23 protein-coding genes and 1 pseudogene are annotated in these 21,997 nt (G+C 62.8%); 7 read left to right on the forward strand and 17 right to left on the reverse strand.

Annotated elements, in window-relative coordinates; all coding sequences use genetic code 11:
- Position 1: 1 nt before the first annotated feature.
- Both arsD and ACNS88_RS07155 read right to left on the reverse strand, forming a co-directional pair.
- Positions 2 to 331: an arsenite efflux transporter metallochaperone ArsD gene (gene arsD / locus ACNS88_RS07150; protein ID WP_435095101.1), complete on the reverse strand. Its 330-nt coding sequence runs from the start codon at positions 329 to 331 to the stop codon at positions 2 to 4.
- Positions 332 to 507: 176 nt separating this feature from the next.
- The gene (locus ACNS88_RS07155; protein WP_435095102.1) at positions 508 to 933 is read right to left on the reverse strand and encodes a cupin domain-containing protein; all 426 of its coding nucleotides are present in this window, start codon (positions 931 to 933) and stop codon (positions 508 to 510) included.
- Positions 934 to 1,117: 184 nt separating this feature from the next.
- Between ACNS88_RS07155 and ACNS88_RS07160 the strand changes: the two genes are divergently transcribed.
- Together ACNS88_RS07160 and mobB are read left to right on the forward strand one after the other, a co-directional pair.
- Entirely contained in the window at positions 1,118 to 1,513 is a 396-nt protein-coding gene (locus tag ACNS88_RS07160; protein ID WP_435095103.1) for an ArsR/SmtB family transcription factor, read from the forward strand.
- A gap of 106 nt (positions 1,514 to 1,619) precedes the next feature.
- Complete coding sequence (gene mobB, locus ACNS88_RS07165) at positions 1,620 to 2,351, forward strand: molybdopterin-guanine dinucleotide biosynthesis protein B (RefSeq protein ID WP_435095104.1); 732 nt, start codon at positions 1,620 to 1,622, stop codon at positions 2,349 to 2,351.
- 123 nt (positions 2,352 to 2,474) lie between these two features.
- Here mobB and ACNS88_RS07170 read toward each other — a convergent pair whose 3' ends face one another.
- The 8 genes from ACNS88_RS07170 to ACNS88_RS07205 all read right to left on the reverse strand — a co-directional run bounded on the left by ACNS88_RS07170 (position 2,475) and on the right by ACNS88_RS07205 (position 9,674).
- Entirely contained in the window at positions 2,475 to 3,059 is a 585-nt protein-coding gene (locus ACNS88_RS07170) for a TorD/DmsD family molecular chaperone (protein WP_435095105.1), read from the reverse strand.
- Complete coding sequence (gene nrfD / locus ACNS88_RS07175; protein WP_435095106.1) at positions 3,056 to 4,360, reverse strand: NrfD/PsrC family molybdoenzyme membrane anchor subunit; 1,305 nt, start codon at positions 4,358 to 4,360, stop codon at positions 3,056 to 3,058. The genes ACNS88_RS07170 and nrfD overlap by 4 nt, the downstream gene beginning before the upstream one ends.
- Positions 4,360 to 5,190, reverse strand: a complete 831-nt coding sequence (dsrO, locus tag ACNS88_RS07180) for a sulfate reduction electron transfer complex DsrMKJOP subunit DsrO (protein ID WP_435095107.1) — start codon at positions 5,188 to 5,190, stop codon at positions 4,360 to 4,362. The genes nrfD and dsrO overlap by 1 nt, the downstream gene beginning before the upstream one ends.
- A gap of 2 nt (positions 5,191 to 5,192) precedes the next feature.
- The gene (locus ACNS88_RS07185; RefSeq protein WP_435095108.1) at positions 5,193 to 7,676 is read right to left on the reverse strand and encodes a molybdopterin-dependent oxidoreductase; all 2,484 of its coding nucleotides are present in this window, start codon (positions 7,674 to 7,676) and stop codon (positions 5,193 to 5,195) included.
- A complete protein-coding gene (locus ACNS88_RS07190) occupies positions 7,669 to 7,911 on the reverse strand; it encodes a 4Fe-4S ferredoxin N-terminal domain-containing protein (protein ID WP_004597865.1) in 243 nt (80 codons plus the stop codon). The genes ACNS88_RS07185 and ACNS88_RS07190 overlap by 8 nt, the downstream gene beginning before the upstream one ends.
- 180 nt (positions 7,912 to 8,091) lie before the next feature.
- Complete coding sequence (locus ACNS88_RS07195; RefSeq protein WP_435095109.1) at positions 8,092 to 8,742, reverse strand: helix-turn-helix domain-containing protein; 651 nt, start codon at positions 8,740 to 8,742, stop codon at positions 8,092 to 8,094.
- 97 nt (positions 8,743 to 8,839) lie between these two features.
- Entirely contained in the window at positions 8,840 to 9,175 is a 336-nt protein-coding gene (locus tag ACNS88_RS07200) for a carboxymuconolactone decarboxylase family protein (RefSeq protein WP_435095116.1), read from the reverse strand.
- Positions 9,176 to 9,275: 100 nt separating this feature from the next.
- Entirely contained in the window at positions 9,276 to 9,674 is a 399-nt protein-coding gene (locus ACNS88_RS07205; protein ID WP_435095118.1) for a helix-turn-helix domain-containing protein, read from the reverse strand.
- 429 nt (positions 9,675 to 10,103) lie between these two features.
- On the opposite strand from ACNS88_RS07205, the gene ACNS88_RS07210 reads away from it, so the two are divergent.
- From ACNS88_RS07210 to ACNS88_RS07225, 4 genes are all read left to right on the forward strand, one after another.
- The gene (locus ACNS88_RS07210; RefSeq protein ID WP_435095120.1) at positions 10,104 to 11,162 is read left to right on the forward strand and encodes an Mrp/NBP35 family ATP-binding protein; all 1,059 of its coding nucleotides are present in this window, start codon (positions 10,104 to 10,106) and stop codon (positions 11,160 to 11,162) included.
- Positions 11,163 to 11,340: 178 nt separating this feature from the next.
- Positions 11,341 to 12,261 carry an extracellular solute-binding protein gene (locus ACNS88_RS07215; protein ID WP_435095122.1) on the forward strand — a complete coding sequence of 307 codons (921 nt, stop codon included), beginning with the start codon at positions 11,341 to 11,343 and terminating at the stop codon, positions 12,259 to 12,261.
- Positions 12,258 to 13,079 carry an ABC transporter permease gene (locus ACNS88_RS07220; protein WP_435095124.1) on the forward strand — a complete coding sequence of 274 codons (822 nt, stop codon included), beginning with the start codon at positions 12,258 to 12,260 and terminating at the stop codon, positions 13,077 to 13,079. The genes ACNS88_RS07215 and ACNS88_RS07220 overlap by 4 nt, the downstream gene beginning before the upstream one ends.
- Positions 13,076 to 14,185 carry an ABC transporter ATP-binding protein gene (locus tag ACNS88_RS07225; RefSeq protein WP_435095126.1) on the forward strand — a complete coding sequence of 370 codons (1,110 nt, stop codon included), beginning with the start codon at positions 13,076 to 13,078 and terminating at the stop codon, positions 14,183 to 14,185. Before ACNS88_RS07220 ends, ACNS88_RS07225 begins: the two co-directional genes overlap by 4 nt.
- A 112-nt stretch (positions 14,186 to 14,297) precedes the next feature.
- Here the strand turns inward: ACNS88_RS07225 and ACNS88_RS07230 are convergent, their stop codons facing one another.
- From ACNS88_RS07230 to tcuA, 7 genes and pseudogenes are all read right to left on the reverse strand, one after another.
- On the reverse strand, positions 14,298 to 14,681 hold the full coding sequence (locus ACNS88_RS07230; protein ID WP_435095128.1) for an ArsR/SmtB family transcription factor: 384 nt from the start codon (positions 14,679 to 14,681) through the stop codon (positions 14,298 to 14,300).
- 95 nt (positions 14,682 to 14,776) lie between these two features.
- A pseudogene (locus ACNS88_RS07235) lies at positions 14,777 to 15,508 on the reverse strand (permease); the annotation flags it as partial.
- A gap of 24 nt (positions 15,509 to 15,532) precedes the next feature.
- The gene (locus ACNS88_RS07240; RefSeq protein ID WP_435095130.1) at positions 15,533 to 15,706 is read right to left on the reverse strand and encodes a hypothetical protein; all 174 of its coding nucleotides are present in this window, start codon (positions 15,704 to 15,706) and stop codon (positions 15,533 to 15,535) included.
- Position 15,707: 1 nt separating this feature from the next.
- Positions 15,708 to 15,950, reverse strand: a complete 243-nt coding sequence (locus ACNS88_RS07245; RefSeq protein ID WP_435095132.1) for a thioredoxin family protein — start codon at positions 15,948 to 15,950, stop codon at positions 15,708 to 15,710.
- Between the two features lie 1,397 nt (positions 15,951 to 17,347).
- Positions 17,348 to 18,100 (reverse strand): IclR family transcriptional regulator, encoded by a 753-nt coding sequence (locus tag ACNS88_RS07250; RefSeq protein WP_435095134.1) that lies wholly within the window; start codon positions 18,098 to 18,100, stop codon positions 17,348 to 17,350.
- A 106-nt stretch (positions 18,101 to 18,206) separates the two neighbouring features.
- Positions 18,207 to 19,352 carry a 2-methylaconitate cis-trans isomerase PrpF family protein gene (locus ACNS88_RS07255; RefSeq protein WP_435095136.1) on the reverse strand — a complete coding sequence of 382 codons (1,146 nt, stop codon included), beginning with the start codon at positions 19,350 to 19,352 and terminating at the stop codon, positions 18,207 to 18,209.
- Complete coding sequence (gene tcuA, locus ACNS88_RS07260) at positions 19,349 to 20,758, reverse strand: FAD-dependent tricarballylate dehydrogenase TcuA (RefSeq protein ID WP_435095138.1); 1,410 nt, start codon at positions 20,756 to 20,758, stop codon at positions 19,349 to 19,351. The genes ACNS88_RS07255 and tcuA overlap by 4 nt, the downstream gene beginning before the upstream one ends.
- A 95-nt stretch (positions 20,759 to 20,853) precedes the next feature.
- On the opposite strand from tcuA, the gene ACNS88_RS07265 reads away from it, so the two are divergent.
- Entirely contained in the window at positions 20,854 to 21,960 is a 1,107-nt protein-coding gene (locus ACNS88_RS07265; protein WP_435095140.1) for a zinc-dependent alcohol dehydrogenase, read from the forward strand.
- The last annotated feature ends 37 nt before the right edge of the window (positions 21,961 to 21,997 follow it).

Raw genomic sequence — 21,997 nt, forward strand, 5'->3', positions numbered from 1 at the left:
ATTAGGCCTCCTGTGGCGGAACACTTCTGTCGATAGCCGCGGTCAGTTCGTCGTACGAGAGGTACTCGCCCTCGGCGACGATCTCGTCGTCGACGACCGTGATCGGGAGAATCGACGGACCGTTCTCCTGTACCCGGTCGTAGATCCGCTGCGTCTCGAGGAACTGGTCGATGTTGTGTTGCATATTCGCTCGACTCACGTCGAGGTCGTCGAACGCGTCCTCGAGCTGGTCGAGCGCCGCGCTGACCTCGACGAGTTCGTCGTCGGGGTCGGGACCGCAGACGCCGGTGGAGCAACACATCGCTTCTTCGTAGAGTGTGAGTTCGGTCATTGTGTGGAGTCGGATCGTCGTCGAACGTCTGATCTATCGTTCACAGCGAGACACGCTGTTCTGTGTCCACTGTAACCGATTCATTTGAACAAATACTCAGACAATTATAAGCCCTTCGGTCGGGTGCCACCAGGTCGGTCACGTGGTCACGGACCTGATACAGCCGAGCGCTACGATCACCCGATGAATCCGTTGGTGGCCCACGATCCCGGTTCGTCGGCACACGTCGCAGTTCGACACTGCGACGCCGGGGCGCTCACGAGGACGAACGCGCTCTCGACGTCGCCGTTCCGAATCTGACGCGTCGCCGTCGGCGGGATCCAGACCGCGTCGCCGGCCTCGAGTTCGACGGATTCGTCGTCGATAACGACGGTGGCTTCCCCCTCTAAGAGGACGTATATCTCCTCGTGATCCTCCGCGGCGTGATCGTGCGGCTTGTTCCGCCAACCGGGCTCGCAGCGCGCGATCGACACGCCGACCTGCTCGCTGTCGAGCGAGTCGGTAAGCGGCCGCATCGCGCCCGAGACCGGCTCGATGTCGGTGTAATTGACTCGTTTGTAGGATACAGTCACGCCGGACACCCCGGCCTCGGGACGGCGCATTCGGCCGTATCGCTGCTCGCGCTTGCCGTCGTGATCGTCGTTGACCGGCGGATGCCCGCCAGAACGCTCTGATCCCTCATACGAAACGATAGTTGAGCGATTGCTATATCGTTTTCGCTATCGAGCGCACTTATTAAGACGGCGCTCCACAACGTTTAATCTCACCTCCGTTCAATTGTGCCGTATGTCATCCACCGATCGCCTGCGACGGTACGTCGTCGACGAGTGCGGCTCGTGTACCGACGAGGACCTGTCCGAGCGTATCGCGGAACTGGAGGAACTGAACGAGGCCGCCGGCGGGTCGGACCTCGACAGCGACGTCGATCTGCTGTCGGCGCTCGGAAACGAGACGCGGTATAAGATCGTTCGCATGCTCCACGCGGCCGACGACGAGGAACTGTGCGTCTGCGAGCTCTCGCCGCTCTTGGACGTGAGCGACAGCGCGATCAGTCACGCCCTCTCGAAGCTCACCGACGCCGGTCTCGTCACGCGTCGGAAGGAGGGGAAGTGGCGGATGTACCGCGCCACGCCGCGGGCGAACGCGGTCCTCGTCGCGCTCGACGGCTCGCGGTCGCTGTGAAGGAAGCCCAAGTCGCCGATACCGAACGCGATGCGCGGGCCGGGCGGAATACCCGTCTCGCGGCTCGTCCGGACGCTATTTATTCGCCTGCGAACGAGCGATACCCATGAAAGTGATCGGCGTCGCCGGACCGTCGGACTCCGGAAAGACGACCGTCGTCGCGGGGCTGGCGACTCGGCTCAGCGACCGCGGAACGGTGGGGACCGTCAAGCGGCTCACTCACGAGCCGGACATAGACACCGAGGGGAAAGACACCGCCAGACATCGCGCGGGCGGATCGTCGCGGACCGTCGGCCTCACCGACGACGGGGGGTGGTTCGGCACCGGCGACGGGCGGACGCTCGAAGACGTGCTCGACGACTTCGCGCGCGAGTGCGACTACGCCGTCGTCGAGGGGTTCAGCGACAGCCGCCTTCCGAAAGTGTCGCTCGGCGATCGACCGGCCGCGGCCCCGGTAGTGGCCACGGCCGCCGGTGCCGACGAACTCGGCCTCGACGACGTAACGCGTCTCGTCGAGGACCTCCCGTCCTACGAGACGCCGGCCTCACTCGTGGCGAAGCTCCGTGACACGGCCGGTACAGGCGATACCGAGAGCGTCGCAACGAGTACCGTGCCGGTGGCTGAACTGGCTCTCGGTGACGACGTGGCGACGCAAGTCGAAGCTGTCGACCGCCGCCTCCGTTCGAGAGGCGGTGTCCGCGAGGCGCGCGTCCACCATCAACAGTCACTCTTCGACGACCGTGACGACCTCGTCTATCTGGTGGTACTGGCTGACGACTCAGTGAGAGCGAACGAGGCGATCGGTGAGGCGATCGATCGACTCGTCGAGACGGCCTGACTACCTCACGTCTGCGGCCCCCTCGAGGGGCGGATAGCTTACTTAAAAGCGGCGAGCGCGAGCTTCGCTTCGACCGAGTTTAGCCGCTGGGACATCGCCGACTTCGTAAGTCGAGTGACGCTGTTATCCCAACACCTCTCGGGTCGTCGCCGCCAGCGATTCATAGAACTGTTCACGCGTCTCATCCTCAACAAGTCCCAAGAATTCTCCAGTCCAAGCGTTGAGATGTTCGTCACAGAACTGGTCAAGTCGCTCATCGAACCCCTCTTCTGACAGGTACGCGGCAAACTCTAATTCCGTCGCGATATGGTCTGGAAGGTCCGGATGGTCCTGAGCAGGCTGGACGCCAAACTCTTGATACCAGCGCACGACCGCCATTGTGGCTGGTCCCTTGACTGGGCCCAGTTCGTCAGAGTCGTCACGATCACGGTAGACGCTCTCGTATGGCGGACACGGTGGTCCCGCTGGGCCGACGAACAGTCGTGTGTGTTCGGTTCGAAGGTTCTTGAGGTCTATCGAACCGAGGTCACCAAACACCGGTTCTAACTCACCGGCTTCGATTGCCTTGGCGAGCCGGTGGCTGGGTTCCCGCCAACACTCGGCGAGGACTGCGTACATCGCCGCTGCGTCTGACTGGAGCGCATCGCTTTCAGCGGTCCGTTCGGCTGATCGCTCACGCCCGGTCGGTGCGTCAGTTTGTCTGGTCATTGGTCTTGTTTGCCGCCGTCGGTCGCGTACGATGACTGTGCGTCGACTCGCTGGATTGGCACGTACTTCAGACCGATCGTGACGATGAGTGCCCCGAACGCGATGATACCGAGGGTGACAGCAATCTCAACGACTGTCGGGGTGTATGCCCCTGCAGTCGCCCAGACATTGGTCGTGATGCCCGTATACTCGCCGCCAAGCGAGATGCCGGGCGCAGAGTCAATGTTGGCGACCTCGTATCCCGTGAATACGAGGCGAATCCCTTCGAACATCGTACCGACGACTGCGAGCACGCTCGCGGTGAAGATGACTGACATACGCTTTCGAAGGGATGGAATTGCCAGCATAGCGAGTGGGACTGCACCACCGACGACCGTCCACAGCCAGAAGTACACCGAGTCCCCGATGAGAAAGTTACTCATGATGGCCCAGAACTCGAAGTGATCCGCCCAAGCGTGTGGTAGTCGCTCGGCCGCCAAGAGGTACACCACGTGGAACGCGAGGAAGATCCCGAGGATCTTGCCGAGGCTCGTGAGTTCCGCTCGGTCGACCTCGAAGTTCGTGTACCTGTCAGCGAGAATCGACACGACCAGCAGCAGGCCGAGCCCGGAGACGAGTGCTTTCGCGATGAACACCGGTGCGACGAGCGGGCTGAACCAGTCACCGCGACCGATCTGCGTTGCGAATATCCATCCCGTCACCGAGTGGAGCGCGACCGCGGTCGGAAGCGCGAGCGCCGCCATCCAGAACATAAGCGTTCGATCACGCTCACGACCCGCTTCGGTGTCTTTGACGCCGAGCGCAAGGGATGACCCGCGTGCAGCCAGGTCACGGCGGGTCAAGAGCCACAGGTACCAGAGGTTTAAGAGTCCGTACAGCAGGACGATACCGAAGTCCCACACCATCGGTGACCGAAAGTCTGGTGAGGTGAAAAACTGGTATAGCCGCCCCGGACGGCCGATATCTGGCAAGATGAGCAGTCCCGCGACGATGATACACGCGAGACTGACAAGCACTCCGAGTCGGGCGAATCCCTCGTAGCGGTGCGAATGGAAGAACTTCGGCGCACTACTGATGATGAGTCCGCCTGCCGACAGCCCCACGAACAGGACGAACATCATGATGTACAGTCCCCACGAGAAGACGTTTCGCATTCCCGTGGCAATCAGCCCCGTAGTGAGCTGATACCCCCACGCAGCCAGCCCAGCGGCCATGAGCACAACGAGCAGGCCGATCCAAAGCTTACCCTTCCCGCTAAAAGACGGGATCGCAACTCGCGACGACCCAGTCTGTTCCGCCATCAGTCGTCACCTCCTGATTTCGCGGATGGGGCGTATGGAATTTCGTCGCCGTTGACCGAATGGTGGCCACCACCCGACTCACCACCGTCACTGTCGGCTCCCTCAGACGGCACGTCGTCGTCGCCGTCAGACCACGGCGAGACATCGTCGAGTTCACTCTCCATCTTGTCCGATGTCTGTGGACGTCCGGGACTCATCTCACCGCTGATGTAGTGGGTCTTCGGGTTCGTTCCGCGGTCTTCGAGCAGCTGGTTCGTCTCGTACTTGTCGATGTACTTCGAGACGGTGCTGCTCTCGTCATCGAGGTCACCGAAGATACGGGCGTCGGCCGGACAGTTGACTGCACAGGCCGGATCGAGACCCTCGTCGACGCGGTGGCTACAGAACGTACACTTCTCGACGACGCCCTCCGGTCGCGCCTCCACGTCACCAGTCCCTCCTTCTGGCATGTGTTCGGGTTCGTCCCAGTTGAATACCCGAGCGTTGTACGGACACGCCGCCATGCAGTAGCGACAGCCGATACACTTGTCGTAGTCGATCTCGACGATGCCGTCGTCGCGGGTGTACGTCGCGTTGACCGGACAGACCTTCACACACGGCGCGTTCTCGCAGTGTTGACACGCCGTCGGCTGGTACTGCATGTCCAGTGATCCGCTCCCGCCGTCTTCGGGGTAGCCGCCCGACGGGGTGTCCATCTTCTTGCCGCCCTCGGTGAGAACGCGGTTCCAGAACTGCCCCATCGGAACGTTGTTCTCCTGTTTACACGACACTGCGCACGCTTGACACCCGATACACCGCTCTTGGTCGATTACGAGCCCGTAGTTTGTCATCGTCAGTCACCTCCTGTGCGGGTAGCTTTGGCACTAGCCCCGCGCGGATTGTCAGATTCGTATTTGTCCGTGTCGATATCGTCGGGGGCGGATTCGACCGCCACCCGCACGTCGTAGAACGCCATCGTCTGGCCGACCTCGCTGACCTCGTTGTGCGTGAGGTCCTGGAGGTGGCCCTTGACAAAGTCGCGGCTCCACCACCCCTGATCGGTGTTGACCAGACCGGGCTGGAACGCGTCGTTGTACTTCGCCTTCACGACCATCTCGCCCCGGTCGTTGTGCACCCGGACGTACTCACCGTCGTCGATGCCACGGGCCTTCGCATCCTTCGGATGGATGTCCAGCTGCGGTTCGGGGTTGATTTCGCGGCTCCAGTTCACCATCTCGTACTGGGAGTGGATGCGGAACCGACTGTGCTTCTGCATGAACATCAGCGGGTACTCGTCGGCCTTCTCGTAGTCGTCGGCAGTCCGGTCTTCGAGCGGTCGCGGAACGTCGAACGTGACGCCCTCTTCGCTCGGGGCGTCGTCGTCGTACATCTTGATGCGTCCCGTTTCGGTCGGGAACTCGTCGGTGTACTTGACGATCGGGACGCTCTCTTTCTTCTGCGTCCCCTGCTCGAACAGCGTGTCGAAGTCGATATCGTCGTCTCGGCCGGCGAGCTTCCGGAGCATGTCTCGTTTCGTCTCCGGGAAACGGTCACCGTACCCGAATCGCTCCGCGAGTCCGCGGATGGCGTAGTAGTCGTCTTTCGTCTCCCACAGCGGTTCCTGCACCTTGTGGCGGTAGCCGAGATGCGGATGGGACCCCCAGCCCGAGCTGATGTCCTCCTGCTCGAACCAGTGGGGAACTGGGAGGATGATGTCCGCGTGCTGGACCGTATCCGTGTGGTGCATGTCCGCGACCACGTACATCTCGAGGCTTCTGATGGCCTCTCTGAACCGCTGTCGGTCAGGGAACTGGTTGCCCATCATGTTCGACTCGATGGAGTAGACAGCTCTGACTTTGTGCGGGTCGCCGTCGATCATCGAGTCGGGGTACTCGGGGAAGAACATCGACGGGCCAGGGTCGGCGTCGCTCGGACTCGCCCAGTCACCGGCGGCGAGCGTCGCGCCGCCGGAGTGGTGGGCGTGGATGTTCCCGTGACGACCGTAGTCACCGGTTAGCCCCATCAACATGGCGTACGTCTGCCCGAAGATGTGTCCGTGTTTGTAGCGCCCGAGTGCGTAACTCGGGGCGATGCCGCCGGGACCGCGGGTCGCCAGCCACCGGATCGCAGTCCGGATGTTCTCGGCGTCGACGCCGGTCTTCTCGGCGACCTTCTCGGGCGCGTAGTCCGCCACGTGGGCTCGAAGTCTCGTCAGTGCCGTCTCGCACGCGATACCGTCGACGGTGAACTCTCCGAAGAGCGCGTACGGGCCGCCGGTTTCTGGTTCCAGTGCGACTGGGCTGTCGCTGCCCTGTTCGACCGCGACGACCTGTTTCTCGCCGCCGTCTTCGAAGACGTCGCTCGCCTTGAGCAACTCCCCGGTGTCCTTACGAATTAGCGCAGGGGCGGTCGTCCGTTTCCGGAGGAAGTCCTCGTCGTACGTCTCGTCCTCGAAGACGGTGTGCATCATCGCGAGCGCGAGGTGCACGTCTTTGCCGGGCTCGACGGGAAGCCACAGGTCCGCCTTCGACGCCGTCGTCGTGTACACCGGATCGACGACGACGAGTTTCGCCCCGTTCTCGATCGCGTCGAGGATCTTCGAGGCGTCCATCTGGAACTGACTGGAGAAGATGTCCGACCCCCAGACGATGATGGTGTTCGCGTTCTCCCAGTCTTCGGCTTCGTTCGTCGGCGGGAGGAAGAAGCCGGTCCCGGTGACGCGGTTGAACCCGCGACCGACGTTGGCGTCGATGCCCCAGGCGGATTGGGTCGCACCGAACAGCGACGCGAGTCGCTTGAACGATTTTCCCGTCTGCCCGTAGTTCCCGGACCCCTCGTGGAAGAGGACGCTCTCGGCGCCGTGGTCGGCTTTCAACGATTGCATCTTGTCGGCGACGAGGTCGAGCGCCTCGTCCCACGAGACGCGCTCGAACTCCGCGTCCGGACCGCGTCCTCGGGGATTGGGGTCGTCGGGGGACCAGTCCGCCCGCTTCATCGGGTACTTCAGTCGCGTCGGGTCGTAGACGCGTTGCGTGTGCGACAGTCCGAGGACGCAGGCTCGCTTGTACTGTTCGTCCTCGGGCGGGTGCGGTTCGATTTTCTTCACCTGGCCGTCACGAACGTGGACGTCGATCGGACACTTCCCCCTGCAGTTTGGTGAACAGACGGTCTGGATAACGTCGTTTTGACCGACAAAGCTCTCGAACTCAGGAGTTGACACCTGATCTTCATCCCCCTCGACCAGTGTCTGGAGAAATCCGCTACCACCAACACCGAGGGCAGCAGCGGCTCCGCCAGCCTTCAGTACATCACGTCTGTAGGCTCCGTCGTCAGTCATCCTCGAATCCCTCCGGCTTCGTCGGGCGCTCGTCCTCGCCGAACTCTTCCAGTACCGCTTCGTGGTATTTTTCGTGGAACTCGGCGTCAGTTAGCTCTCCGTTTGAGACCCGAATCGCGTCACGAGCCATCTGGACTCCCAGATCGGTGTCATACTCGACATCGTCTAACATCGCTTCAGCTTCATCTTCCCACTCGTCAATTGGGGTCAATCTCGGTTGCTGTGGGTCACTCATGGCTCTATATGTAACATATAACCAGACCCCGAAGCAACTCGCGCTGTATACTACAGCATATTATATACCACAAGGAACATCACTGATCAATTGTTATAATCAAGAACAGATAGAACAGCTCCTTGGCATTTCACACGCCTCATTGCCACATATCGACGGCCCTCCCGAGAGCCGGACCGCTTACTTGAAGGCGGCGAGCGCGAGCTTCGACTCGACCGAGTTCAGCCGCTGGGACATCGCCGACTTCGTGATGTCCAGCTCCGCAGCGAGCTCACCGACGCTCGTCTCCCGCGGCGTCTCGTAGTACCCCGTCGAGACCGCCATCGTGGCCGTCTCCTGTTCGGTCTCGGTCAGCGTGGAGAGGTCGAGCGTGACGCGGTTCGACCGGTCGCCATCGACAGAGGCAACCCGCGTGAGCCGACGTAACGAGAGGCCGTCCGTCGCCTCTCTGAGATCGTCTATCAGCGCGGAGAGGCGGTCGCGGTCCGGGAGAAACGCCTGAATGACAACACCCTCGTCGGTGACCGCCGTGATCTTCGGGATACAGTCGTAGTCGAAGAAAATCGGGCAAAAACACTCAGAGGTGATCTCGGTCTTCGAGTGACGGATCTCGGTATCAGTCGAGCCCGGCGTCGTCTCCTTGTCGTGATCGCGCGCCGTTTCGGTGTGACACTCTCCGTCGGAAGACTGCCGGTCGATCCGGTCGGCGTCTCGGCCGTAGACCTCCACTGGACAGGCGACCGCGCCGGACGCGGACAGCTCGAACTCGACGTAGAGGCGACGGGTCTCTTCTGTGCCGGCACTTTCTTTGGTTGACGATCGCTCTGTCATTCCCACAGTCGATACGTTCGACGAACGAGTATAAAGCGCTGTCTCGGGTTATCGGCCTTTAGAACGGCCGAGAAGACGGAACGAGTCAACTCGTTGCTCACTCCGCGTCGACGATGTCGTCGATCCACGTCAGCACTGCCACCGCTTTCGGAAACCCGAGCGTCGGCACGGCCAGCAGGGCGACGTGTCGTAGCGTCTCGGGGTCGGCGCCCTCCTCGAGCGCGCGGCGGACGTGCGAGTGGACGGCCCCCTCCGACCCGGAGCCGGCCGCCAGCGCCAGTTTGACGAGGCGTTTCTCCTCGCCCTCGATCGGGCCGGCTTCCGAACAGGCTTTCCCCAAGTCGGCGTACTCGTCCCACACCTCGGGGAATTCGGCCGCGAGATCGCCCGCCGTTGACGGGAGTTCGTCGGTGTCTTCGATAGCGTCAGACATACAAATATTTTCGGAGAACGGACGTAAAACAAGATCGGCCGTTTCCACAATGTGACGATACCGTTCCGATCGGTTTGATCGGTTCGATCGATTCGACCGGTCACTCCCTCCGGTCGAACGCGATCGTCGAATCCGGCGACTCTTCGCGAGCCATCTCCTCCACCAGCCGCCGAACGATAGTCGCCTCGGCGCCGTGGAGACGTTGTGAAACCGCGGACTTGGACACGTCGAACTCGGCCGCAAGATCCGTGAGTGTCGCCTCCCGCGGGTCGGCATAGTATCCGGATCCTACCGCCCGAAGGAGCGTCCGACGCTGTACAGCGGTCAGCTCTTCGGGATCGATCGAGACCGTCGATCCCTCCTCGTCACGGACGTCACGGACCTGTGCCCCGTCGACGTCGAGATCCGCAATGGTACCTAACACGGCCGCGACGTCGACACCCGGATCGATCTCTATCAAGACCGTGTGTCCGTCGTCGCCCGCGTTGTTCGTGGCCATTGGTAGATCAGTGCTACCCTATTTTACTGAAAAGAGCAAACCAACTCCGGTAAATTATGTAGACCATTAAATATCCTGATAGACTCTTGTAGATCATCGATTCGCTCCCGAACAGGACGATCGCACCGCGCGGTGCCTGCTCACAGGAATTACTCACGCCGGTCGGTACGGCTGTGCAACATCAAAATCCGCGGATAGAACTTAAATACCTGTAATATACAGGGGCATCCCTTGGGCAGTCGGGTTATAATCGATACATATGCATCGAGACCATGGCGGCTGCCGGGCGTCAGCAAACTCGAAGTTTGTCTTCGGGTTTGAGATGCTCCACGACTGGACGGTGTTCGTCGAAAGCGACGCCCACGAAACCGCAGTCGACGGCGGCGAACCCCAACTGTCCGCCTCTCAGTTTAACCGGGTGAGCTAATAATGGCCTCTACCCTTCATGACGCGCTCGCCCGAGTCGACGACCCGATCCTCGACGAAGACATCGTCTCGCTCGGCCTCGTCGGTGACATCGAAATCGACGGAGATACCGCCCACGTCCCGCTCGCGCTCGGCGCCCCACACTCGCCGGTCGAGACCCAGATCACCGAGGACGTTCGGGCCGTCGTTCGGGAAGAGGGATACGAGCCGTCGCTGTCGGTCGAGATCCACGATACGACGCCTGCCGGCCAGATGGACGGCGCGCCGAACGTGATCGCCGTCTCCTCCGGCAAGGGCGGCGTCGGGAAGAGCACTGTTGCGGTGAACCTCGCGACGGCGATGGCCGAACGGGGGGCAAGCGTCGGGCTGTTCGACGCCGACGTGTACGGCCCAAACATCCCCCGGATGCTCGGCGTTCAGGATAAACCGGGGAGGGCGGAGGACGACGAGACAATCATTCCGATCGAGAGCCACGGGCTCAAACTGATGAGCGTCGGCTTCCTCGTCGGCGAGGGCGACCCGGTCATCTGGCGGGGCGCCATGGTTAATAAGGTACTCACGGAACTGTTACACGACACTAAGTGGGGGAACCTCGACTACTTCATCGTCGACCTGCCCCCGGGAACGGGCGACGTACAGCTGACCATGCTCCAGCAGATGGGAATATTGGGCGCGCTCGCCGTGACGACACCGCAGGACATCTCGCTGGACAACGCCCGGAAGGGCGTCCGGATGTTCGACAAACACGACGCGTCAGTGCTGGGCGTCGTCGAGAACATGAGCGGCTTCGTCTGCGACGAGTGCGGGAAACAACACGACGTGTTCGCGACCGGCGGAGGGCAACGACTCGCCGACGAGTTCGATCACCCGCTCCTCGCCCAGGTTCCGCTCGACCCCGCGATCCAGGAGGGATGTGAGATCGGCGAGCCCATCGTCTCCAGCGGCGACTCGGAACCGGCGCGGGCGTTCCGCGAGCTCGCCGATCGGACGATGGATCAGGTCGGTCAACTGCGGCGTCGATCGCACGCCGACAGTGCAGTCGAAATCGATCTGAACCCGTAGGCCACGAGGGCACTCTCGAGACCGCGATCGGCGGAGAGTCCCCTTTTTGAACCGGCGACGTAATCGGGGTCGACCGCAAATAGCGTGACATTCGCCAATAACGTAACTTCAAACCATTACTTCTTACAAGATAGTAACGAGAGTAGGTTATATGCCGTCGGTTGCCGAAGAACGATGTATGCACTCGCGTTCCCGACGGTCGGTGCTCGCTGCGCTCGCCGCCGGGAGCGGACTCGGGGTCGCCGGCTGTCTCGGCGGCAACGAGTCCGTTTCGGTCCTCGCCGCCGGGAGCCTCGCGGTCCTCATCGACGATCACCTCGGATCGCGGTTCGAGTCCGAGAGGGGAATCGCCTGTCACGGAGAGTACTACGGTACGAACGCGGTGATGCGGATGGTTGACGACGGCCGAAAGTATCCCGATGTCGTCGTGAGCGCGGACGCCGGCCTGTTGCGCGATCGGCTGTACGACAGCCACACTGCGTGGGATATCTCGTTCGCGTCCAACGCCGTCGGGATCGCTTACGCCCCCGACACGCGGTTCGGGAAACGACTAGAGGCGGGCGATCCGTGGTACGAGGTGGCCCGTGACGCGGACCCCGGTGCCCTCGCGATAAGCGACCCCGACCTCGACCCCCTCGGCTACCGCGCCATCCACGCGTTCCGACTGGCCGAGCGGGAACACGGGCTCGACGGCTTCGCCGAGGCCGTCACCGACGCCGCCTATCGAGAGCCGGAGGAGCCCCAGTTGCTCGCCGGCGTCGAGACGGGGAACCGCGCAGCCGCGGTCGTCTACCGGAACATGGCCGCGGACCACGGGCTGCCGTTTCAGCCGTTCTCGGAGGCGTACGACTTCTCGAACCCGGAGTACGCTGATCGCTACGCCGAGGTCTCGTACACGACTGACGAGGGATACACGGCGACGGGCGGACCGATCGTGTACAACGCAACAGTGCTCGAGAGCGCGGACTCGCCGGACGCCGGGCGCGAGTTCGTTCGGTTCCTCGCGAACGCCGAGGAGACTCTCCGCGAGAACGGGTTCGAGACGGAGGGATTCCCGAGCACGCACGGCGACGTTCCAGCCGAGGTGACGGGCGGATGAGCCTCGTCGACGCGACCCGATCGGTCACGGACTCTCGACGGCTGCCGCCGCTGTTGGTCTTCGGACTCCTCGGGGGGGTCCTACTCGTCTACTTCGCGCTTCCTTTCGCGGTGTTTCTCGGCCGGACCGGATCGGTTCCGGTCGTCGAGACGCTGCTGCAGGCGGGGAGCCGGACCGCGGTCCGGAACTCGCTTCTCACCGCGCCGGTCGCCACCGCGATCGCGACCGTGTTGGGCGTTCCGCTCGCGTACGTCCTCGCCCGCGAGACGTTCCCGGGAAAGCGACTCATCGAGGCGCTCGTCGTGCTCCCGCTCGTCGTCCCGCCGGTCGTCGGCGGGGCGATGCTGCTCAGCGTGGTGGGTCGATTTACGCCGATCGGCGCCGCCGCGGCGCGCGTCGGGGTCCCGCTGACGGACAGCCTCCTCGGCGTCGTCCTCGCGCAGACGTTCGTCGCCGCGCCGTTCGTGGTGATCACCGCTCGCGCCGGGTTCGGCGCCGTTGACGAGCGTCTCGAACAGGCGTCCCGGTCGCTCGGATACGGACCGATAGCCACGTTCAGACGCGTGTCGCTTCCCCTCGCGAGCCGAGCGATCGTGGCGGGGATCGTGCTCACGTTCGCGCGGGCCATCGGCGAGTTCGGCGCCACGATGATGGTCGCGTACAACCCCCGGACGATGCCGACGCGGATCTGGGTCGACTTCATCGCCGGCGGCATCGACGCGATCGTCCCGCTCGCGCTCGCCCTGTTGGCGGTCACGCTCGTCGTGGTCGTCACGGTACAGCGGTTCGCCGGAGTCCCGACCGTGGTGGACAGATGACCCTCGAACTCGACGGGCTAACCCATCGGTACGGGAGGGAGCGCGCCCTCGACGACGTGTCGCTCGCTCTCGACGACGGGGAGCTCGTCGCGCTGCTCGGGCCGAGCGGCTGCGGGAAGACGACGGTCGTCCAGGCGATCGCCGGGCACCTCGACCCGACGGCCGGTCGAGTGTCGCTCCGCGGGACCGACGTCACCGGCGTGCCCCCGGAGGACCGAAACGTCGGGGTCGTCTTTCAGTGTCCGACGCTGTACCCGCACATGACCGTCGGCGAGAACGTCGCGTACGGGCTGGAAAACGGTGATCTCACCGCCGACCAGGTGGACGAGCGCGTCGACCGGTATCTCGACCTGGTCGAACTCGCCGACCGACGCGACGCGTCTCCGAAGTCGCTGAGCGGGGGTGAGACACGACGAGTAGAACTCGCTCGGGCGCTCGCACCCGAACCGGACGTCCTCCTGCTCGACGAGCCGCTCTCGGCGCTCGATAAGGGGCTTCGCGCGCGTCTCCGCGACGAGATCGTCCGTATCCAACAGCAGACCGGCGTGACGACGCTGTTCGTCACCCACGATCAGGAGGACGCGATGTCGGTCGCGGACCGGCTCGTCGTCCTCCGCGATGGAGGGGTCGTCGCCGCCGGAGCACCCAGACGACTCTACGAATCGCCGCCGAACCGCTTCGTCGCGTCGTTCCTCGGTCGGTCGAACGAACTCTCGGCGAGGGTCGACGGCGGCGAGTCGCCGACGGTGAGGATCGGCGGGACTGAAGTCGATCTCGACGCCGTGCCGGGCGAGTTCACTGACGCGTCTCGGGCTGCCGTTCACGTCCGTCCGGGCGATCTGACAGTGAGACCCGCGACGCGGTCCGACGGGGCCGGCGCACCGGGTGGGAGGGAGACGACCGACGACCCGCCGGGAAGGGTCCTCGAGATGCGAGGGACGGTAACACACGTGCGTGACGTGGGGCGCCGCTACGACGTGCGCGTCGAGACCGACTCCGGGGAGGTGGTGACCGTCGAGCGGCATCGCGACGGCCTCCGCGAAGCCGATCCCGTGATCGTTACCGCCGCGGTGAGCGATCTCACGGTGTTTTCCGTCTCAGTGTGAGTCCGCGAATGAGAGTGGACTGCTGGCCCGACATCGGATATTCATTCTAGCCGACCCCGATCGGTGAACGGGGCTGACAGATATGAACCGAATCGCCGGATCGAAGCGCTGGTCACTCGTCGTCGGTCTCACCGAGCGCGTCCGCGATGTCCAGCAGCTGGAGGGCAGCCGTATCGCCGATCCGATAGTACGTCCATTTTCCCTGTCGACGTTTCTTGACGACGCCGGCGTCCTTGAGCTCTCTGAGGTGGCTCGCAACGGTCGACTGCGGAGCGTCGAGGACGACCTGCAGCTCGCAGGCACACATCTCGCCGTCGCGTAGCGCGTCGAGGATCCGGACTCGATGCTCGTTGGCGAGCGCTTTGAAGACCGTCAGCTGCGCGTCGACCTTGTCGTCGTCCGCGGCGAGCTCGAACAGTGATGTCAGGCGGCTTTCGGGGTCCTCATAGAGGCGTTCGAGGGTCTGGCGTGTCGATTCCGGGACGGTGTTTGTCATGGTTGGAGTGTCGACCGGGAGAGCGGTCTGCGTGTCGAAACTACTCGGTCCAACGCAAAAGCGTTCGGTTGCAGCACACCGACGGGGGCGTCGCCTCAGAGGACAACGTTGAACAGCAGGCCGATCAGCAGGATTCCCGTGGCCAGCGTCCCCGCGTAGGCGGCGATCAGCTCCTTTTGCATCACCCTTTTAAGGATCATGAACTGCGGGAGCGAGAGCGCGGCGACCGACATCATAAACGCGAGGCCGGTTCCGACCGGCAGTCCCTTCCCGATCAGCGATTCGACGACCGGGATCACGCCGAGGATATCGGTGTACATCGGGACTCCGACAGCGACCGCCCCGAAAACGCCCCACGGTCCCGAGAGGTACGTCTGGACCAGTTGCGACGGGAGGAACCCGTGAATGAGTGCTCCGACACCGACACCGATGAGCACGTAGGGAACGACCTCGAGGGTGAGCTCTTTGGCTTCGACGTACGCGTCTCTGAGCCGTTCGCGTCTGGTCGGCTCGTCGATACTGACTCCCGAATCACCGAACTCGAAGTCGTCGACGTAGCGGTCGAATCCGAGGCGGTTGAGCGTGTACCCGCTCGTCATTCCGATGGTGATACCGCTGACCGCGTACAGCGCGGTCAACTCCAGCCCCACAACGCCCGGAAGCACGACGAGTGCGGCCTCGTTGATCATCGGCGAGACCGCCAAGAACGTGATCGTGATGCCGAAGGGGATGCCTGCGCCGACCATCCCGAGAAAGATCGGGATCGTGGAACACGAACAGAACAGCGAGACGATCCCCAGCAGGGCGGCCAGCGCGTAGCCCGTGAACGCCGTCTTGCCGTCGAGACAGTCTCAGATCTTCTCCGGCGGGAAGTACGTCCGGAGGTACGTGACGCCGAAGATCACGGCCGTGAGGATGGCCAGGATCTTCAGCGTGTCGTACACCCAGAAGTGGGCGGCCGCTCTGACCGTTCCGGTGAGTCCGAGGGCGTCGACGACCCACGTCGCGAACCGTTCGAAGACCATTCTACACTCGATCCGTGAGTATCTCTTCGAGCTTGTCTGCTGACGGTGTCGTGCCGGTTAAGACCATCTCGTCGCCGATCTCGAAGCCGGGAGTCGACATGACCCCCTTCTGTGCGAGCTTCGTCATATCGGATTCTTTCGTTACCTCTGCGTCGAGATTGTTGCGCTCGACGACCTCCTCGGTCGTCTGTTTGAGCTGCGTGCAGTTGTTACACCCTTCAGGCCCGTAAACCGTGATATTCATCGGTTTCCTCCGTCGCTTTCGCCCGCAATCGTGTGTCCAACCGGTTCAACTGTGTCGGCTATTGTAGGCCTCATACATCCCTGTAAAACGCGGCGAGAAATAAATACGTTTCGAGTTTTTTCGATTTGTATCAACGAGGGTTCGATGCGTCGGCGACGCGAGAAGTGGCGTCGCGAGCGAGTCCTCCGATTTTGCCCCTCACAGCAGAGGGCCGACCAATGTGAGAGCCGTGGGGTGCGCTTCGCGAGCGACTGCAGGAGGTGAGCTAACAGGTAGATAACCGGAACGCGCCGAGTCCGACGATCGGTACCCTCGAGATGCGCTATCTCGGGAGGTTCGGCACCTACTGTACAGCCGGGGGCTTCCTCCGTGCATCTATGTGGTCTGTTATCATTTAAATCATATATAATCTCACAATGCAAGTAAATTTCTTGAGAAGAAGGTTACTCGAAGTGATGTCGCCATTCTCGACGAAGTTCAGAGGGCTGATCTACAGCCGATCTCGACCGTGTCAGAGGACCGGTTCAGGGTTGACCAAAAAGATGACCCGTATCCACGGTCAGCAGTTCTGGCTGTGCGTTTGATCCGTATATGACCGAAATTATCTACGTAAAGCTGTATTTAGCCACGATAAACAAACAATACGATCGTTTCTGACCGAGCTATACCGGCGCTATCAGCCAGATACCGTCGAATTTTTCGTCGATCGCGCAGAGTATCTTGGGTCCGTTCGTGCTGTAGACGGTTATCAATTTTAAGTCATTCACTGTGAAAACAAATGCTATGAAATATATCTATTAATGTATAATAAGTCGTGTCTTACTGTCTACAAACAAATTTAGCAATGGTGCATTAGAGACAGCTCAAAACAGGCTCACTTGATAGGCGATAGTCATTACAATAGTACTTTTGTAATGCGTCACCAGAATGCAGCCATGACGGCCATTGTGGTTGAAACCGAGCGGTCGCCAGGCAGTCGCCGGGCAGTCGCCGGGCAGCCAAACTCGCTCGACATCACGGCACAACCCGGACTACGTTCACTCGCCGTTCGGACACTCGATCTCCCCTGCGTGATTTCTCCCTTCTTTGCGCGCGTTTCCATAATATACTACGATAGATCATCAACATGTCCCGCAGAGCGGGATGAGTCATACGAAAGAAATAGCCAATTCGTACCACTTCTCTCCCGACTTCCGCTGAATATCGGATGAGACGCGGAAATTTCTCAACTGGCCGATCGATTTGCTACAGTATTTTGTTTTGGTATCCCGGATTGCGGGACACAGTCTGATCCGTTCTACGATACCGATCGATGCGGGACGATCGATAGGTGCGAAACAGGGGCGGAATCACACGATGAGGCGGGTTACCTGTCTCAGATTTAGGTCCGAGTCGGCCTACAGGTACTCGATGTTCAACTCGATCTCGTTGACGGTACCCAACAAGAGGTTCGGGAGTTCTTCGCGGAAGTACTCCCCCCTCAGCCGGTTAGCCGGTCCCGACACGCTGATCGCCCCGAGCACTGTGTCATCGCTGTGGCGAATCGGAACACCGACCGCTCGGAGGCCGGACGTCGACTCCTCGTCGTTGAACGCGTACCCCCGGTCTCTGGTGGTTTCGAGTTCCTCATCGAGCGACTGCCGTTCGGCTGTTTCTGGAGCGGCAACTCCGTCAAGTATCTCGTCATAGCGGTCGGCCGGTAGATTCGCCAGAATCGCCTTTCCCGCCGCACTCACGTGAAGCGGGCCGCACTTGCCGACCGCCGCGTCCGTCTTGACGGCGTCAGGACCCGCGTGCGTGAATATGTAGACCCGCTTGCCGTGTTCTTCGGTGATAAACTGGACGCGCTCCGACGTCTCCTCGCTCAGTTGTCGGACTTTCCGGTGAATGAGCTCGTTCGCGGGGAGCGTCTCTCGCTGTCGTCCGCCGTGCGTCAGGAAACGGAGGCTCAACTCGTACTCGTTCCCGTCGCGAACAAGGTATCCGCGCTCGTGCAGCGTAGTGAGGTGGCGATGTGCCGTGCTCGTCCCCACACCCACTCCCTCGGCGACCTCGTCAATGGTTGCCGACCCAGCCTGATGGAGGTGCTGGACGATGTCGAGCGTTGTCTCGACCGCTTTGACCCGCGATCGGTCCGACGTGTTTCCCATACTCCAAACGTAACGTTCGAGAGTAATAATTGTCCCGCATTGCGGGACGAGCGGACGACGGTTTGCGACGATCGATCCGCTCAGACGAGTATTGCAGTGGGGTCGTTCACTCCGGGCGGTAGTATCCCGTGCCGTCCATCAGGCGGCGCTGCGTCCGGTAGACGGTTACTGACTCGACCTCGGGAGTCGACTTGTCGACCTCAGCGGTCGCCGCCATCGTTCCCTTCGGGTGCCCGAGCGTGACCGTGGCATCGGGATCCGAGGCGACTTCATTGGGGATCGTTCCGGGGATCTGTGCCGCTGCGGCGGTACAGGAGACGCCGGTGACGGCGTACACCGGGTGGAGCTTCCCCATGCTCATATATCTCGCCGTCAGGTCGATCTCGCCGGCCGCGACGTCGCCTCCCTCCGGCGTCGTGTAGTCCGTCGGCGGAGCCACGAAGACGAGCTTCGGGTAGCCGGGCGTCTCGCTGGAGGCGTCCTCGGGAGCGTCGACGAAGCCGAGTTCGACCGCAACCGTCCCCCGAATTCGCTCGAGTCGATCGAGCAGCTCTTCGTCGCCGTCGATCTCCGAGCGACCTTCGGTGGCAGTGAGGCCGATGTCCGCCGCGCGGACGAACGCGATCGGCGTCGTGACGTCGAGCACGGTCGTCTCGATCGGCTCGCCGTCAACGTCGACCTCGATCGTCGGGCCGCCGAGCGGGAACAGCCCGTCCGTCATCGCGCCGGCCGGGTCGTGGAACGTCGTGTCGACCCGTGCGCCGGTACCCGGCACGCCGTGGATCTTAAAGTCGCCGACGCTCGCCGCGCGGCCGTCACACAGCGGCACCGTCTGGGTGATCGCCGCATCGGTGTTCGTGTTGTACAGCTCTATCGTCACCTCCTCGTGGTCAGGTTCGACGGACACCATCTCCTCGTCGACGGCGAAGGAGCCGATCGCACAGGTGAGGTTGCCACAGTTTCCGCCGTAGTCGATGACCGCGTCCTCGACGGCCACCTGTCCGAACGTGTAGTCGATGTCGATCCCCTGGCGGTCGCTCGGGGAGATAATCATCAGCTTCGAGGTCGTCGATGTCGCGCCGCCGAGCCCGTCGATCTGTCTGTCGTCGGGGCTGCCGAACAGCGAGAGGATCGCCTCGTCGCGGTTCTCCGCCGGTAGGTTTGCCCGGGGAATGAACACGCCCTTGCTCGTGCCGCCGCGAACGACGGCACAGCCGATCGCGCACTGGTCGCCGATCAGTTCGTCGCTCATTCGGTCGCTCCGACGTAGTCGACGACTTCCTCGGCCGCGATCTTCCCGAACACGGCCCCGTTCCCGAGGCCGGTTCCCCCTGGGTAGTTGTCGAAGAACAGCCCCCCGGTGGTGTTGCCCGCGACGTACAGCCCGGTGATCGGGCGTCCGATGGTGTCGAGTGCGCGGGCACGGTCGTCCGTCGCCGCACCACCGAAGCCGAACGTGATCCCGCCGGTGACCCGGTATCCGTGGTACGGGGCGTCATCGAGCGGCAGCGCCCAGTTGGACTTCTCGAGGTCGAGTCCCTCGGTGTGGTTCCCGTCGAGCGACTCGGGATCGAACTCTCCGGCGTCCGTCGCCGCGTTGAATGCGTCGACCGTCGCGGCGCCGCCCTCGGGCTCGTCGCAGCCCAGTTCGGTGAGCACTTCCTCGACGGTGTCGCCGCTCACCCAATCGCCCGGTCCGGTCGCGCGCATGTGCTCTTTCAGCGGATCGTCGATGATAATGAACGCTTCGTGGCCGGGCTCCTCGAAGATGATCCGACCGAGCTTGGCGTACGTGTGTGCCCGAGCGTCTTCGCCCTCGTCGAAGAAGCGCTCGCCGTCGTTGTTCAACAACACGCCGTACTGGTAGCCGTCGACGCGGTTCGCTCCGCCGTCGTAATCGGGCGATTCGCTGTCGATGAGCGCCATGTGGGCGCCGCCCCACTGGCCGTCCGCGCGCGCCCCTGCGTCGAGGACCATCTCGATCCCCTCGCCGGTGTTGTACCGGCTGCCGCGGACCTTCATCGCGTCGTAGTCGGAGCCGTAGTACCGGGTGCGTTTCTCCTCGCTCGACTCGTAGCCGCCGGCGGCGACGATGACGGCGTCGGCGTGGTACTCCACGTCGCCGTCGTCGTTGCGCGCGCGGATTCCCGACACCGCACCGTCGTCGAACAGGATCTCCCGGGCCTCGGTTCGGTACTCGAACGTCGCGCCGTCCTCCTCGGCGGCTTCCACGAGTTCCGCGACGAGTTCCTCGCCGTCAAAGAACGTTCGCGCGACCGTGTACCCGACGTTGAGGGGTTCCATGTCCCAAGTCACGCCGCGCTCGGTGAGCCAGTCGACCGTGGGCCCGATGTTGTCGACGATCGTCCGGGCCAGGTCCTCGTCGGCCCGCCCGTTCGTCTGCTTCATGATATCCGCGTAGAAGTCGTCCGGAGTGTAGTCGTCGATGTTGTACTCGTACCCGTACTCCTCGAGGTTCGAATCCGACGACGCCACTCGGAACGACTCGCTGTACCGCGTGTGCCCTCCCCGTTCCGCTTTCGGTGACTTCTCGATGACAGTGACGTCGAGCCCCTCCTCGACCGCGCGATTGGCCGCGCTCAGCCCGGCGATCCCACAGCCGACAACGACGACGTCCTGGTCGGTAACGATTTGCATCTCCACTGAATGTCTGTGATGAACAGTCATAGACGTTTCGTCCTCCTGTTGTCACTGTCCGAGGATATATCGGTTCGGTCGGTGAGGGAGACGGCATGGACGCAGTCGTAATCGACGAGTTCGATTCGTTCGACGTGGTCGACACCCCCCGCCCGGAGCCGGCTTCGGGAGAGGTCCTGATAGAGGTCTCGCGAGTGCAGTTGAGCGTGACCGAGTGCCTGCTCTACCGCGGTGAGTCCGTCGCACACTATGACGCGGTAAAACGCCGTATTCAAGACGAAGACCCCGGTGCGCGGCTGTTCGGTCACGAATTCTGCGGGGTCGTCGCCGAGTGCGGTTCGGACGTCGACGACTACCAGATTGGTGACCGAGTGTACGCGCCCGGGAAGATCCACTGCGGGGACTGTTCGTACTGCCGGTCCGGATACGAGAACTACTGCCCCGACACCGAAGCCATCGGCTACGATCGGCCGGGCGCGCTCGCGGAGTACGTCCGGCTCCCCGTCGAGCCACTTGAGCGGGTCCCGGAGGGCGTTTCCGACACCGAGGGGGCCGCGCTTCAGCCGCTCGCGAGTTCCGTGCTGTGCGTGGTAGACGCCGAGGTCGGTCCGGGTGACGACGTACTGGTCGTCGGCACTGGCGTCATGGGGTTCCAGTGCGCCCTGCTCGCGAAGCGTTTCGGCGCCAGAGCGGTGTACGCCACGGACATCCGGGACCGACCGCTGGAGCTCGTCGCGACCAACGGCGTGGTCCCGATCGACGCGACGGAGGCCGACCCCGTCACCGCGGTCCGCGAGGCGACCGGGGGGATCGGTGTCGACGTTGCGATCGAGGCGGTCGGGGGCGATCAGTCGCACGCAACCGTCGGCGACGACCCGCTCGCACAGGCGTTCCGCGCGGCCCGCCGCGGGGGGACGGTCCTCCAGGTCGGTCACATCTCGGGCGACGTTGAGACGACGCCTCGATCGGCCCGATCGAAGGCCGTCCGCTGGGAGAATCCACGAAAGGGCGTCGCCGACCTCGGCCCGGGAGTCGACACGGGCACGCTCGCGGGCGAACTCGTCGCGAGCGGCGCGGTCCCGATCGGCGAATACGTCACCCACGAGTTCGGAGGGCTCGACTCGTTCGAAACCGTCGTGGACGTCACGCTCGAGAAGGGGGCACACGACGCGCTCGGTCCGGCACAGATCGTCCTCGACTGAGGGAGGCGGCCTCCGAGGCCGATGCTGGCGCCGGCGG

Origin of the sequence: Halorubrum shenae, assembly GCF_051194165.1 — an archaeon.
In the GTDB taxonomy this organism is placed as follows: Archaea; Halobacteriota; Halobacteria; order Halobacteriales; family Haloferacaceae; genus Halorubrum.